Origin of the sequence: Streptomyces paromomycinus (assembly GCF_003865155.1) — a bacterium.
In the GTDB taxonomy this organism is placed as follows: Bacteria; Actinomycetota; Actinomycetes; order Streptomycetales; family Streptomycetaceae; genus Streptomyces; species Streptomyces chrestomyceticus.
In genome coordinates this window covers 832,461-845,995 of sequence record NZ_BHZD01000001.1, presented here as the reverse complement: position 1 = coordinate 845,995, position 13,535 = coordinate 832,461, and the positions used below count along the sequence as shown (strand labels likewise).

Genomic DNA, 13,535 nt, shown 5'->3' with positions numbered 1-13,535 from the left:
GAACGCGTCGGCTACCGGGTCGCGGTCACCCGCTCGGGCGACGACGCCGAACTGCTTGACGTGCTCTTCGCCGACCCGGCGGCGACCGCCCTCAGCGGTGTCCACCGCCCGGCGGCGAACGCGGCGGCCGAGCCGTCGCACCCGCTCGCCAACGACCCGGCGGCCTCCCGGCAGCGCGGCGAACTGGTCGCCTCGCTCACCGCGTCGCTGCGCGCGGAACTGCCCGCGTACATGGTGCCTGCCGCCGTACTGGTCCTCACCGAACTCCCGCTGACCGGCAACGGAAAGCTCGACCGGGCGGCGCTGCCCGCCCCCTACCTCGGGTCCGTCGAGGGTTCGCGCGGGCCCTCGACCCCGCGCGAGCGGGTGCTGTGCGCCCTGTTCGCGCAGGTACTGGGCCTGGCGGCGGCCGGCGTCGACGACAACTTCTTCCACCTCGGCGGACACTCGCTGCTGGCGACCCGGCTCATCAGCCGCGTCCGTACCGCCCTCGGCGTCGAACTGCCCGTCCGCGCCCTGTTCGAGGCCCCCACGGTCGCCGGACTGGCCGCGCGCCTGGACGACGAGGAGAGCCGGGAAGCGACCCGGCCCGCACTGCGGCCGATGCCCCGGCCCGAAACCCTGCCGCTGTCGTTCGCCCAGCAGCGGCTGTGGTTCCTGCACCGGCTGGAGGGCCCGAACGCCACCTACAACATGCCGATCGCCCTGCGTATGCGCGGCGCCGTGGACCGTACGGCACTGCGCGCAGCGCTGGCCGACGTGACGGCCCGGCACGAGAGTCTGCGCACCGTCTTCCCGGTGACAGATGGAGTGCCCCGCCAGCTCGTCCTCGACACGGACGGCGCGCGCCCCGAACTGCTCGTACGGCACACCGACGAGGCCGGGCTGCGCGAGGCCGTCCAGGCGGCGGCGCGCTACCCCTTCGACCTCGCGGCCGACCTGCCGCTACGGGCCGAACTGTTCGTTCTGGGCGAGCGGGAGCACCTGCTGGTGCTGGTGGTGCACCACATCGCAGGCGACGGCTGGTCGATGGCCCCCCTGGCGAGGGACCTGGCCACCGCCTACGCCGCGCGGACCCGGGGGCGGGCGCCGTCGTGGACGCCACTGCCCGTCCAGTACGCCGACTACACGCTGTGGCAGCGCGCGCTCCTCGGGGACGAGACCGACCCGGACAGCCCGTTCGCCCGGCAGATCGCCTACTGGAGCGAGACCCTGGCGGATCTGCCCCAGGAACTCGCGCTCCCGACGGACCGTCCCCGGCCCGCCGTGTCCACCTACCGCGGCGAGATGCTCGGCTTTGATCTGAATCCCGAGCTGCACCGCCGTCTGACAGAGCTCGCCCGGGACACCGGAACCAGCCTGCACATGGTGCTGCACGCCGGCCTCGCCGCCCTGCTGACCCGGCTCGGCGCGGGAACCGACCTGCCGATCGGCAGCGGCGTCGCCGGGCGCCACGACGAGGCGCTCGACGACGCGGTCGGACTCTTCGTCAACACGCTCGTGATGCGTACCGACACCTCCGGCGACCCGTCGTTCGGCGAACTGCTGCGGCGCGTACGGGAGACGGCCCTGAACGCCTACGCCCACCAGGACGTGCCCTTCGAGCACCTGGTGGAGGCGCTCAACCCGGTCCGCTCCCCGAACCGGCACCCGCTGTTCCAGGTGGCGATGGTGCTGCAGAACACCCCGGAGGCCGGGCTGGCGCTGCCCGGCGTCGAGGTGACGCCCGAACCGGCCGCCTCCGGGACCTCCCGGTTCGACCTGTTCTTCAGCGTCACCGAACGCGGCTCTTCAGGGGGCGTGCGCGGGACGCTGGAGTACAGCACCGACCTGTTCGACCGGCGGACGGCCGAGACGTTGGTGGAGCGGTGGGCACGGCTGCTGGAGGCGGTCACCGCCGACCCGGCGCGGCCCATCGGCGAGGCCGATGTCCTCACCCCCGTCGAACACGCCCGTACGGCCCGTACGCTCCGTACATCGGGCGCCGACGGTCCGCAGGTGCCGCCCGCCACCGTGCCCGAGCTGTTCGCACGCCAGGTGGCCCGGCACCCCGCAGCCCCGGCGGTGCTGTCCGGTTCCGGCACGCTGACCTACCAGGAGCTGAACGTCCGGGCCAACCGCCTGGCGCACCTGCTGCGGTCGCGCGGCATCGGCCCCGGGCACGTCGTCGCCCTGGCATTCCCGCGCGGCGCCGACCTGATCGTGGCGCTCCTCGCGACGCTCAAGGCGGGCGCGGCCTACCTCCCCCTCGACACCGGCTACCCGGCCGAACGTCTGTCCTTCATGCTCGACGACGCCCGCCCGTCGCTGCTGCTGACGGGCGTCGCGGGCCAGGAGATACCCGGCTCCGGCCGCCTGCCCCGGCTCGATCTGGAGAAGGGCGACGGACGCCTGGCCGGTCAGCCGGCCACCGACCCCGGCGCCGAGCAGGCCGGACGGCCCGCCCCCGCACACCCGGCCTACGTGATCTACACCTCCGGCTCGACCGGCGTGCCCAAGGGAGTGGCCGTCACCCACGCGGGCGCGGCCGCCCTGGCGGCGACGCAGACGGACGCCTTCGGCGCCGGGCCGGGCTGCCGGGTCCTCCAGTTCGCCTCGCCGAGCTTCGACGCGGCGTTCTGGGAGCTGTGCATGGCGCTGCTGACCGGCGCGGCCCTGGTGGTGGTCCCGGCCGAACGGCTCCTGCCGGGCCCCGACCTCGCCGCCGTGCTGGCCGAGCACGAGGTGACCCACCTGACCGTCCCGCCCGTGGCGCTGGGTGTCATGACGCCCCACCAGCTCGCACCGGTGTCCTGCCTGGTGGTCGCGGGAGAGAGCTGCCCGCCGCGGACGGCGGCGGCCTTCGCCCCGGGCCGCCGGATGGTCAACGCCTACGGGCCGACCGAGTCGACGGTCTGCGGCACGATGAGCCGGCCGCTGACCGGCGACGGCGCCGTCGCGCCCATCGGCACGCCCATCACCGACACTCGCGCGTACGTGCTGGACGCGGCGCTGCGCCCGGTGCCCACCGGAGTGGCGGGCGAGCTGTACCTGGCGGGCGCGGGCCTGGCCCAGGGCTACCTGGGACGGCCGGGAGCGACCGCCGAGCGGTTCACCGCCGACCCGTTCGGCGCGCCGGGCGCCCGGATGTACCGCACCGGGGACCTCGCGCGGTGGAACGCCGAAGGCGAGCTGGAGTTCGCCGGGCGGACCGACGACCAGGTCAAGGTCCGTGGCCACCGGGTCGAGCTCGGCGAGGTCGAGGCCGCGATGGCCGCCCACCCCGAGGTGGCGCAGGCCGTCGCGACGGTCCGCGAGGACGGTCCGGGCGGCACCCGTCTGCTCGGGTACGTGGTCCCGGCGGCGGACGGACCGCAGCCCGGCGAGGCCACCGGCGGACCCGAGTCCGCGCAGGCCGCCGACGGCGCGCCGGAGCGGGTCCTCGGCGAGTGGCGGCAGCTCTACGACACCCTGTACGGCACGTCGCAGACCGCCCCGTTCGGCGAGGACTTCACCGGATGGAACAGCACCTACGACGGGGAACCCCTGCCCGCCGACGAGATGCGGCAGTGGCGGGACGCCACCGTCGCGCGCATCCGGGACCTGCGGCCCCGGCGGGTGCTGGAGATCGGCGTCGGCCGCGGCCTGCTCCTGTCGCGGCTCGCCGGGGAGTGCGAGGCGTACTGGGGTACGGACCTGTCGGCGGCCGTGATCGAGTCGCTGACGGCACAGGTCGCCGAACGGCCCGCGCTCGCCGGCCGGGTGGAGCTCCGCGCGCAGCCGGCGGACGACCTCACCGGACTGCCGGAAGGTTTCTTCGACACCGTCGTCCTCAACTCGGTCGCCCAGTACTTCCCGGACGCCGCCTACCTGACCGACGTGATCGGCGCCGCGCTGCGGCTGCTGGCGCCGGGCGGCGCCCTGTTCCTCGGCGACCTCCGCAACCTGCGGCTGCTGCCGAGCCTGCGGGCGGCCACCGGCGCCACCGCACCCGAGCGGGAACTGCTGGTCGACCCGGACTTCTTCCCGGCCCTGCCCGCCACCGTCCCCGAAATCGGCGCCGTCGACCTGCGCCTCAAGCGCGGGGCGTACCACAACGAACTGTCCCGGTACCGCTACGACGTCGTCCTGCACCGCGCGCCGCTGACCGCACCGGCCCGGCCGTTCGCCGACGCGCCCACCCTGCCCTGGCACCCGGGCCTGGGCGGGACGGCGGAGATCGCCGCGCTGCTGACGGAGCGGCGGCCGGACCGGCTGCGCCTCACCGGCATCCCCAACGCGCGGCTGGCGGGCGAGGCAGCCGCCGGACCCCCGGTGACCGTGGACCCCGAGACGCTGTGCGCGACGGGGGAGCGGCTGGGATTCTGGACGGCCGTCACCTGGTCGGGCACGGCCGGTGACGACTGCTTCGACGCCTTGTTCGCCGCTCAGGACGCCGCCACACCGGACGGCTCCGCTCCGTACGGCAGCGCCCCGGTCACCGGGGTCTACGTACCGGCGGTCGACCGCACCCCGCCGCCGTCCTTCACCAACGACCCGGCGGCGGGTGCCGCGCCGTCGGCGGCCCTGGGCTCCTCGGTACGCGCCTGGCTGCGCCGACGGCTGCCGGAGTACCTGGTGCCCTCGGTGGTCGTTCCGCTCGACGCCCTGCCGCTGACTCCGAACGGCAAGGCCGACCGCACGGCGCTGCCCGCGCCGCAGACGTCGGCCGGGGCCACGGCGGGCCGCCCCCCGGCGACCGCCCGGGAACGGCTGTTGTGCGACATCTTCGCGGACGTGCTCGGCCTTCCGTCCGTCGGCGCCGACGACGACTTCTTCGAACTCGGCGGCGACAGCATCGTCTCCATCCAGGTGGTCAGCCGGGCCCGGGCCGCCGGTATGGCGATCGGCCCGCAGGACGTGTTCCGGCACAAGACCGTGGCGGCCCTGGCCGTCGCCGCCGGAACGCCGGACGCGGCGCCCGCCACCACGGAGGCACCGCAGGCCGGCATCGGCGCGGTGCCGCTGACACCGGACCTGCACGCCCTGCGGGAGCGCGACGCCGGCCCCGGCACCGGATACGAGGCGATGACCGTACCCGTCCCGGCCGGGCTCGACGGCGAAGCACTGGAGACGGCCCTCCAGGCGGTTCTCGACCACCACGACATGCTGCGGGCGCGCCTGACCTCCGGCGGGCCCGTGGCAGCGGACGGGCCGGGGTGGCTGCTCGAAGTGCTGCCGCCCGGCACTGTCCGGGCCGCGGACCAGGTGCGCCGCACCGGCACCGCACCGCACGAGCCCGCCGTGGCCGAAGAGGAACGGGCCGCCGCGCACCGCCTGGCGCCGGAGTCCGGAGTGCTGGTCCAAGCCGTCCACTTCGACGCCCCACCCGGGCGCCCCGGCCTGCTGCTGCTCGTCCTGCACCGCCTCGTCACCGACCCGCAGACCTGGCGCATCATGCTGCGGGACGTCACGGACGCCTGCGAGGCGGTCGCCGAGGGCCGGCAGCCCCGGCTCGCTCCGGTCGGCACGTCCTTCCGGCGCTGGGCCCAGCATCTGCGCACCCAGGCACGGGACCCCCGGCGAACGGGGGAACTGTCCCGGTGGGCCGGCATGCTCGCCGCGCCCGGCCGACCGCCCGAGGACGCGGACGCCCGCCCGGCACAGGCGGCCGGGGACGGCACGCTGACGACCCTCCTGTCCGCCGAACGCACCGGGCAGGTGCTCACCGACGTACCGGCGGCCTTCCACGCCGACGCCGAGGACGTGCTGCTCACCGCGTTCGCGCTGGCGGTCGCCGACTGGCAGCGCCGCAGCGGGGCCGCCGACGGCACCGTGCTCGCCGACGTACGGCGCCCAGGCCGCGCACCCCTCGGCGAGGGCATCGACCTGACCCGCACCGTGGGCCGCTGCACGACCACCCACCCGGTCCGCCTGGACCTGGGCGACCCGGGCGGGGAAGCGCTGCGGGAGGACGGCGGGCACGCCGCCGCGACGGCTCTCAAACGCGTCAAGGAGGAGCTGCGGTCCCTGCCGGACGGCGGTCAGGGGTACGGCCTTCTGCGCCACCTCAACCCCGGCACCGCCCCCGAACTGGCGGCCCTGCCCGCGCCCCGGTTCGCCTTCCACTACCTCGGACAACTGCCGCGGGTGCCGTCCGGCCCGGACCCGGCCGGCGAACCGGCGCGCTACTGGGCCGAGGTGAACGTCACCGCCGTGGACGGCCCCGGCGGGCCCCGGCTGGCCGCGACCTGGCGCCGGGCCCACGCGCCGCTGACCGGCCGCGACCTGAACGACCTGGCCACCGCCTGGACCCGCGCGCTCGAAACGCTGGCCGCCCAGGCCGCCCGCCCCGACGCCGGTGGCCGCACCCCGTCCGACGTACCGCTGGTCCGGCTCAGCCAGGACAAGCTCGAACAGCTCGAAGCCGCATGGAGGCGATCACAATGACGCAGGCCGGGCCGCAGGCGGAACTGGAGGACATCCTCCCCCTGGCACCACTCCAGGAGGGGCTGCTGTTCCACGCGCTGTACGACACGGCAGCGCTCGACCTCTACACCTTGCAGAGCGCCTACGACCTGGACGGGGACCTCGACGCGACGGCGCTGCGCGAGGCCGCGCGCACGCTGCTGCGGCGCCACGCCGCCCTGCGCGCCGGCTTCTGGCACGAGGGGCTGGACGAGCCGGTGCAGATCGTTCCGCGCGACGTCGCCCTGGCATGGCATCAGGCCGACCTCTCCGGGACCGCCCCCGAGGAGCGGGAGGCGGAGGCGGAGCGCGTCGCGGCCGAGGACCGGCTCCGCCGCTTCGACCCGGCCCGCCCGCCCCTGCTGCGCTTCACGCTGCTGCGGTTCGGCCCGGCACGGCACCGGTTCGTCATCACCGCGCACCATCTGGTGCTCGACGGCTGGTCCGTACAACTGCTGCTCGACGAGTTGTTCCAGCTGTACGTCCGGGGCGGCCGGGAGGACGGGATGCCGCCGGTGGCCCGCTACCGCGACTACCTGGCCTGGCTGGCCGGACAGGACCGGGCCGCCGCCGAGGACGTGTGGCGCCGGGTGCTCAAGGGCGTCGAGGAGCCCACCCGCGTGGCGCCCGCCGACCCGTCCCGGGTACCGGCCCTGCCCGGCCAGGTCCTGCACGACCTGCCGGACGGCCTCGCCGCCGCGCTGGACGCCCTGGCCCGCCGCGAACGGCTGACCCTGAGCACGGTCTTCCTGGGCGCCTGGGCCGTCGTCCTCGGCCGGCTGACCGGCAAGGACGACGTGGTCTTCGGCACCACCGTCTCCGGCCGCCCGCCCCAGGTGCCCGGCGTCGAGCGGATGATCGGCCTGTTCGCCAACACCCTGCCGGTACGGGTCCGCCTCGACCTCGACCAGCCGCTGACCGGGATGCTGGCCAGGCTCCAGGAGGCACAGACACACCTGCTGGCCTGCCAGCACGTCAGTCTCTCCGGCATCCAGCGCACGCTCGGTTCGGGTGAACTGTTCGACACGGTGACCGTGTTCGAGAACCTGCCCGCCGGGGAGAGCGGCCTCGCCGCCACCGCGCACGGCAAGGGACCACGGGTGACGGCGAGCCGGAGCCAGGGCGTCACCCACTACCCGCTCAACTTCATGGTGATGCCCGGCCGGCCGCTGCGGCTGCGGCTGGACCACCAGACCGGCCTGTTCGACCGGGACGCCGCCGAGGCGATCATGGCGCGGGTGGTCCGGGTCCTGGAGAACCTGGTCGCGGACCCCGGCCGGCACCTCGGCGAGCTGGAGATCCTGACACCGGCCGAACGGGCCCGGGTGCTGGGGGAATGGAGCGGTACGGCCGGCGAGCCGCCGGCCGAGCTGATGCCGCAGGCGTTCGCGGCCCGGGTGGCGGCGACCCCGGACGCGGTGGCCCTGGTCTGCGGTGCGGCGTCCTGGACGTTCGCCGAACTGGACGCGCGCGCGGACCGCCTCGCGCGACGCCTGGCCGCCCGGGGTGCCGGGCCCGACGTCCTGGTGGGGCTGTGTGTGCGCCGGTCGGCGGACATGATCGCCGCCGTGCTGGCGATCTGGAAGGCCGGCGGGGTGTGCGTACCGCTGGACCCCGGCTACCCGGCGGAGCGCCTGGCGTTCATGCTGGCCGACGCGGCTGTACCCCTGGTGCTGACCGAACGGGAGCTGGCCGGGCGCCTCGGGGAGGACCGGGCGGCGTCCTTGGTGCTGCTGGACGAGGACGCCCCGCCCGAAACCGGTGTGGCCCTCCGTACCCCGCCCCTGCACGGCGACCACGCCGCATACATCGTCTACACCTCCGGCTCCACGGGCGTGCCGAAGGGCGTCGTCGTCACGCACCTGGGCCTGGCGAACCTGTACGCCGACCACCGCGACCGGGTGTTCGCCCCGGCGGCCGGCGCCGTGGCCGCGACGGCCGGACGGCGGCTGCGCGTGGCCCACACGGCGTCGGTGTCGTTCGACGCCTCCATGGGGCAGCTGACCGGCCTCGTCGCCGGCCACGAACTGCACCTCGTCGACGAGGAGACCCGCCGCGACGCCACCGCGCTGCTGGCCTACGTACGCGAGCGGAGCGTCGACTACCTGGGCGTCGCCCCCTCGCTGATGCGGGAACTGACCGCGCTCGGGCTGCTGGACGGCCCCGGACACCGCCCGGCGGTGATCCTCCTCGGCGCGGAGGCCGTCGACGCGGCGCTGTGGGAGACGCTGCGGGCCCACCCGGAGACCGAGGTGCACAACTACTACGGGCCGAGCGAGTGCACGGTGGACGTCGTCGGCGCCCGGGTACGCGACAGCGCGCGGCCCGTGATCGGCCGGCCGGTCGCCAACACCCGGGCCTACGTGCTCGACGCACGGCTGCGCCCCGTGCCGCCCGGCGTGGTGGGCGAGGTCTACCTGTCCGGCATCCAGCTCGCCCGCGGCTACCTGGCCCGGCCCGGCCTGACCGCCGCACGCTTCGTCGCCGACCCGTTCGGCACGCCGGGAACCCGGATGTACCGCACCGGCGACCTCGCCCGCTGGACGCCCGACGGACAGCTGGCCTTCGCCGGACGGGCGGACAACCAGGTCAAACTGCGCGGCTACCGGGTCGAACCCGGCGAGATCGAGACGGTGCTGGCCCGGCACGCCACCGTCGCGCACGCGGCCGCCGCCGTACGTGAGGACCGGCCCGGCGATCAGCGCCTGACCGCCTACGTGGTGCCCGTGCCCGGCGCCCGGGCGCACGCGGGGGAGCTGCGCGAGTTCTGCGCCGGGTCGCTGCCCGAGTTCATGGTGCCCGCGCAGATCGTCGTGCTCGACGCCCTGCCGATGACCCCCAGCGGCAAGCTGGACCGCCGCGCGCTGCCCGCCCCCGGCGCGCGCACCACCGGCGGCCGGGAGCCGCGCGACCCGTTCGAGGACATCCTGTGCGGCCTGTTCGCCGAGGTCCTCGGCGTGGACCGGGTCGGCGTCGACGACGGCTTCTTCACCCTCGGCGGCCACTCCCTGCTCGCGACCCGGCTGGTCTCGCGCGTCCGTGCCGCCCTCGGCGCGGAACTCGCCGTACGGGACGTCTTCGAGGCCCCGACCGTCGCCGGGCTCGCGGCCCGGCTCGGCACCCCGCGCGAGGACGCCCGGCAACGGCCGCGGCTGCGGCCCGCCGCCGAACGCCCCGCCGAACTGCCGCTGTCCTTCGCCCAGCGGCGCCTGTGGTTCCTGCACCAGATGGAAGGCCCCGCACCGACCTACCACATGCCGTTCGCGCTGCGCCTGACCGGCGAACTCGACGTCGCGGCCCTGCGCGCCGCCCTGAACGACGTGGTGGCCCGGCACGAGGTACTGCGCACCGTGTACCCGGACGCCGTGGGCACCCCGCGCCAGCACGTACTGGAACCTGCCGAAGCCCCCGCGCCGCTGCCCGTACGGACGGTCGCCGAGGACGCCCTCACGGCGGCCCTCGCGGACGCGTACGCGCGCCCCTTCGACCTCGCCTGCGAACCACCCCTGCACGCCGAACTGTTCGCGCTCGGCCCCGACGACCACGTCCTGCTGCTCGTACTGCACCACATCGCGGGCGACGCCTGGTCCAACCTCCCGCTCGCCCGCGACCTGTCCGCCGCGTACGCGGCCCGCCGTACGGGCGAGGCCCCGGCCTGGGCGCCGCTGCCGGTCCAATACGCCGACTACACCCTGTGGCAGCGCGGCTTCCTCGGTGAGGAGAACGACCCGGACAGTGCGCTCTCCCGCCAGGTGGCGTACTGGCGGACGGCGCTCGACGGACTGCCCGCCGAACTGGAGCTGCGGCACGACCGGCCCCGGCCGGAGGTGTCCGACCACCGTGGCGGGACGGTGCCGCTGCACGTCGGCCCCGCCACCCACGCCCGGCTCGCCGGGCTGGCGCGCGCGCACGGCGCGAGCCTGTTCATGGTCGTCCAGGCGGCCCTCGCGGCACTCCTGACCCGCGAGGGCGCGGGCACCGACATCCCGATCGGCACACCGGTCGCGGGGCGCACCGACGAGGGCCTGGACGATCTCGTCGGCTGCTTCGTCAACACCCTGGTGCTCCGCACCGACACCGGGGGCGATCCCTCCTTCACGGACCTGCTCGACCGGGTCCGCCGGGCCGGCCTGGCCGCGTACAGCCACCAGGACGTGCCCTTCGAGCACCTGGTGGAGGTGCTCAACCCGGCTCGCTCGGCGGCCCGGCACCCGCTGTTCCAGGTGCTGCTCTCCCTCCAGCACGCCGCGGACCTGCCGGTGGAGCTGCCCGGACTGCGCGTCCGGGCCGAGGAGACCCGGTCCCGGTCGGCCAAGTTCGACCTGACGTTCCGGCTGGCCGAGCGGAAGGGCCCGGACGGTGGGCCCGGCGGTCTCGAAGGCGGCGTCGAGTACCGCACCGACCTGTTCGACCGGAGCACGGCGGAGGGCCTGGCCGCCCGCTTCGCGCGGCTGCTCGACGCCGTTGCCGCCGATCCCGGCCGGCGGATCTGGCGGCTCGACGTCCTGTCCCCGGCCGAGCGGGAGCTGGTGCTGGCGGGGTGGAACGCCACCGAGCGGCCGTTGCCTCCGCTCACGCTGCCGGAGCTGTTCGCGGCGCAGGTGGCCCGTACGCCTGACGCGGTGGCCGTGGCCGGGGAGGGCGGTACCCTGTCGTACGCGGAACTCGACGCGTGGGCGGAGCGGTTGGCGCGCTCTCTGGCCGGTCGGGGTGCGGGGCCTGAGCGGGTGGTGGCCGTGGTGCTGCCGCGTTCGGTGGAGCTGGTGGTGGCGCTGCTGGCGGTGCTCAAGAGCGGCGCGGCCTATCTGCCTGTCGACCCCGCCCTGCCCGCCGGACGCGTCCGCCTCCTGCTCGACGAGGCGCGTCCCGTGTGCGTCCTGGACGATGCGGACGGCGTGCGGAACCCCCGGCCGGAGTCGGCGGGCACCGTGCGTCCCGTACCGCTCTCCCCGTCGCACCCGGCCTACGTGCTCTACACCTCGGGCTCGACCGGCGCCCCCAAGGGCGTCGTCGTCCCGCACGCGGCTGTCGTCAACCGGCTCCTCGGCATACAGGAGGAGTTCGGCCTCGACCCCTCCGACGTCTGCCTGTACAAGGCGCCCGCCGCCTTCGACGCATCAGTGTGGGAGTTGTTCTGGCCGCTCACCACAGGCGCACGCATCGTCGTGGCCGCCCCCGAGGGGCACCGGGACCCGGCGTACCTGGCCGCGCTGATCCGCGAACGTGCCGTGACCACGGTGCACTTCGTGCCGTCGATGCTGCGGGCCTTCCTGGACGAACCGGCCGCCGCCCGCTGCACGAGTCTGCGACGCGTCCAGACCGGCGGCGAATCGCTGCCCGCCGAGCTGCGTGACCGTGCCGCACACCTCCTCGGCGCGCCCCTGAACCACCTGTACGGACCGACGGAAACCACCATCCACGCGACGACCTGGTCCGGCGGCCGGCCCCCGGCCGCCGCACCGGACACCACCGACACCGCCCGTCCGGTGCCCATCGGCCGGCCCGTCCGCAACACCCGGGCGTACGTGCTGGACGCGGCGCTGGGGCCGGTGCCGCCGGGTGCGACAGGGGAGCTGTACCTGGCGGGTGTGCAGCTGGCCCGTGGTTATCTGGCGCGGCCGGGCTTGACGGCGGAACGGTTCATCGCCTGCCCGTTCGGCGCGCCGGGGGAGCGGATGTACCGCACCGGTGACCTCGCGCGGTGGACCGCGGACGGAGTGCTGGAGTTCGCCGGGCGCGCCGACGACCAGGTCAAACTGCGCGGCTTCCGCGTCGAGCCCGGTGAGATCGAGGCCGTCCTGGCCCGGCACGAGGACGTCGCTCAGGCGGCCGTGGTCGTCCGCGAGGACCGGCCCGGCGAGCAGCGGCTGGTGGCGTACGTGGTCCCCGCGCCGGAAACCGGGCCGCACCCCGCCGACTTGCGGCGCCACGCCGCGCGGCACCTGCCGGAGTTCATGCTGCCGGCCGCCGTGGTGATCCTGGCCGCCCTGCCCCTGACCTCCAGCGGCAAGCTCGACCGGCGCGCCCTGCCGGAGCCGGGCGGCCCGCTCTCCGTGACCGCCGGGCGGCCCGCCCGCACCCCGGAGGAGGAGGTGCTCTGCGGCCTGTTCGCCGAAGTCCTCGGCCTGACCGGAACCGGGATCGACGACGACTTCTTCGTCCTCGGCGGGGACTCGCTGGCGGCCATCCGGCTGGTCCGCCGCATCCGGGAGGCGGCGGACGTGGAGCTGTCGGTCAGCGACCTGTTCGCGGCGCCCACGGTCAGCCGTCTGACGGACCGGCTGCGCCTCGGCGTCCGGGGCGACGCTTTCGACGTGCTGCTCCCGCTGCGCGACTCCGGGGGGCTGCCGCCGCTGTTCTGCGTCCACCCCGCCGGCGGCCTCAGCTGGGCCTACACAGGACTGTTGCGGCACCTGGGCCCCGACCGGCCCGTGTACGGACTCCAGGCCCGCGGCCTTGCCCGTCCCGAGGCGTACCCGACCGGTATGGACGAGCTGGTCACCGACTACGTCCGGCAACTCCGCTCGGTCCGGCCCTCCGGCCCTTACCACCTGCTGGGCTGGTCCTTCGGCGGCCTCGCCGCCCACGCGATCGCCGTCCGCCTTCAGGCCGAGGGTGAGAGGGTCGCCTGCCTCGCCCTGCTCGACTCCTATCCCCGCGACCCCGAAGCCGCGGTGCCGCCCGTGGCGGAGCGGGACGTCCTGGCGACGCTGCTCGACTTCGCGGGCCACGGCGACGAGGTCACCGACGCCGAACGGCTGCGCGTCGAGGACGTCATGGAGATCCTGCGCCGCGGCGGCGGCCCCCTGGCGGACATCGAGGAACGCCGCGTGGGGGCCCTGGCCGACGTCTTCGTCAACAGCGCGGAACTCGCGTCGGCGTACGCGCCCCGCCGGTTCGACGGCGATCTCCTGCACTTCACCGCGACCGCCGGCCGCCCGGACGGAGCGCCCACGGCGGCTGCCTGGGAGCCCTTCGTCACCGGACGCGTACGCCGGTACGCCGTGGACTGCACCCACCACGACATGTGCCGTCCCGGGCCGCTGGCCGAGATCGGCCGGGTGGTTGCCGAGTGCCTGGACGGCACGGACGACGGCCCCGACCGGTAG

Annotated in this window: 2 protein-coding genes (1 of these 2 only partly in view); both read left to right on the top strand. The window is 75.3% G+C overall.

Annotation, left to right across the window (positions count from 1 at the left end; translation table 11 throughout):
- Positions 1-6,408: the final stretch of a non-ribosomal peptide synthase/polyketide synthase gene (locus OEIGOIKO_RS03260; protein WP_170251535.1), read on the top strand. The gene continues 16,722 nt to the left of window position 1, outside the view; 6,408 of the gene's 23,130 nt are visible here — the last part of the coding sequence; the start codon falls outside the window, past its left edge; the stop codon is at positions 6,406-6,408.
- Positions 6,390-13,535 carry an amino acid adenylation domain-containing protein gene (locus OEIGOIKO_RS03255; protein WP_125051662.1) on the top strand — a complete coding sequence of 2,382 codons (7,146 nt, stop codon included), beginning with the start codon at positions 6,390-6,392 and terminating at the stop codon, positions 13,533-13,535. Before OEIGOIKO_RS03260 ends, OEIGOIKO_RS03255 begins: the two co-directional genes overlap by 19 nt.

Bases quoted from the DNA above. Each gene is read 5' to 3' on its own strand.
- OEIGOIKO_RS03255 (WP_125051662.1), top strand. From the start codon at position 6,390: ATGGAGGCGATCACAATGACGCAGGCCGGGCCGCAGGCGGAACTGGAG.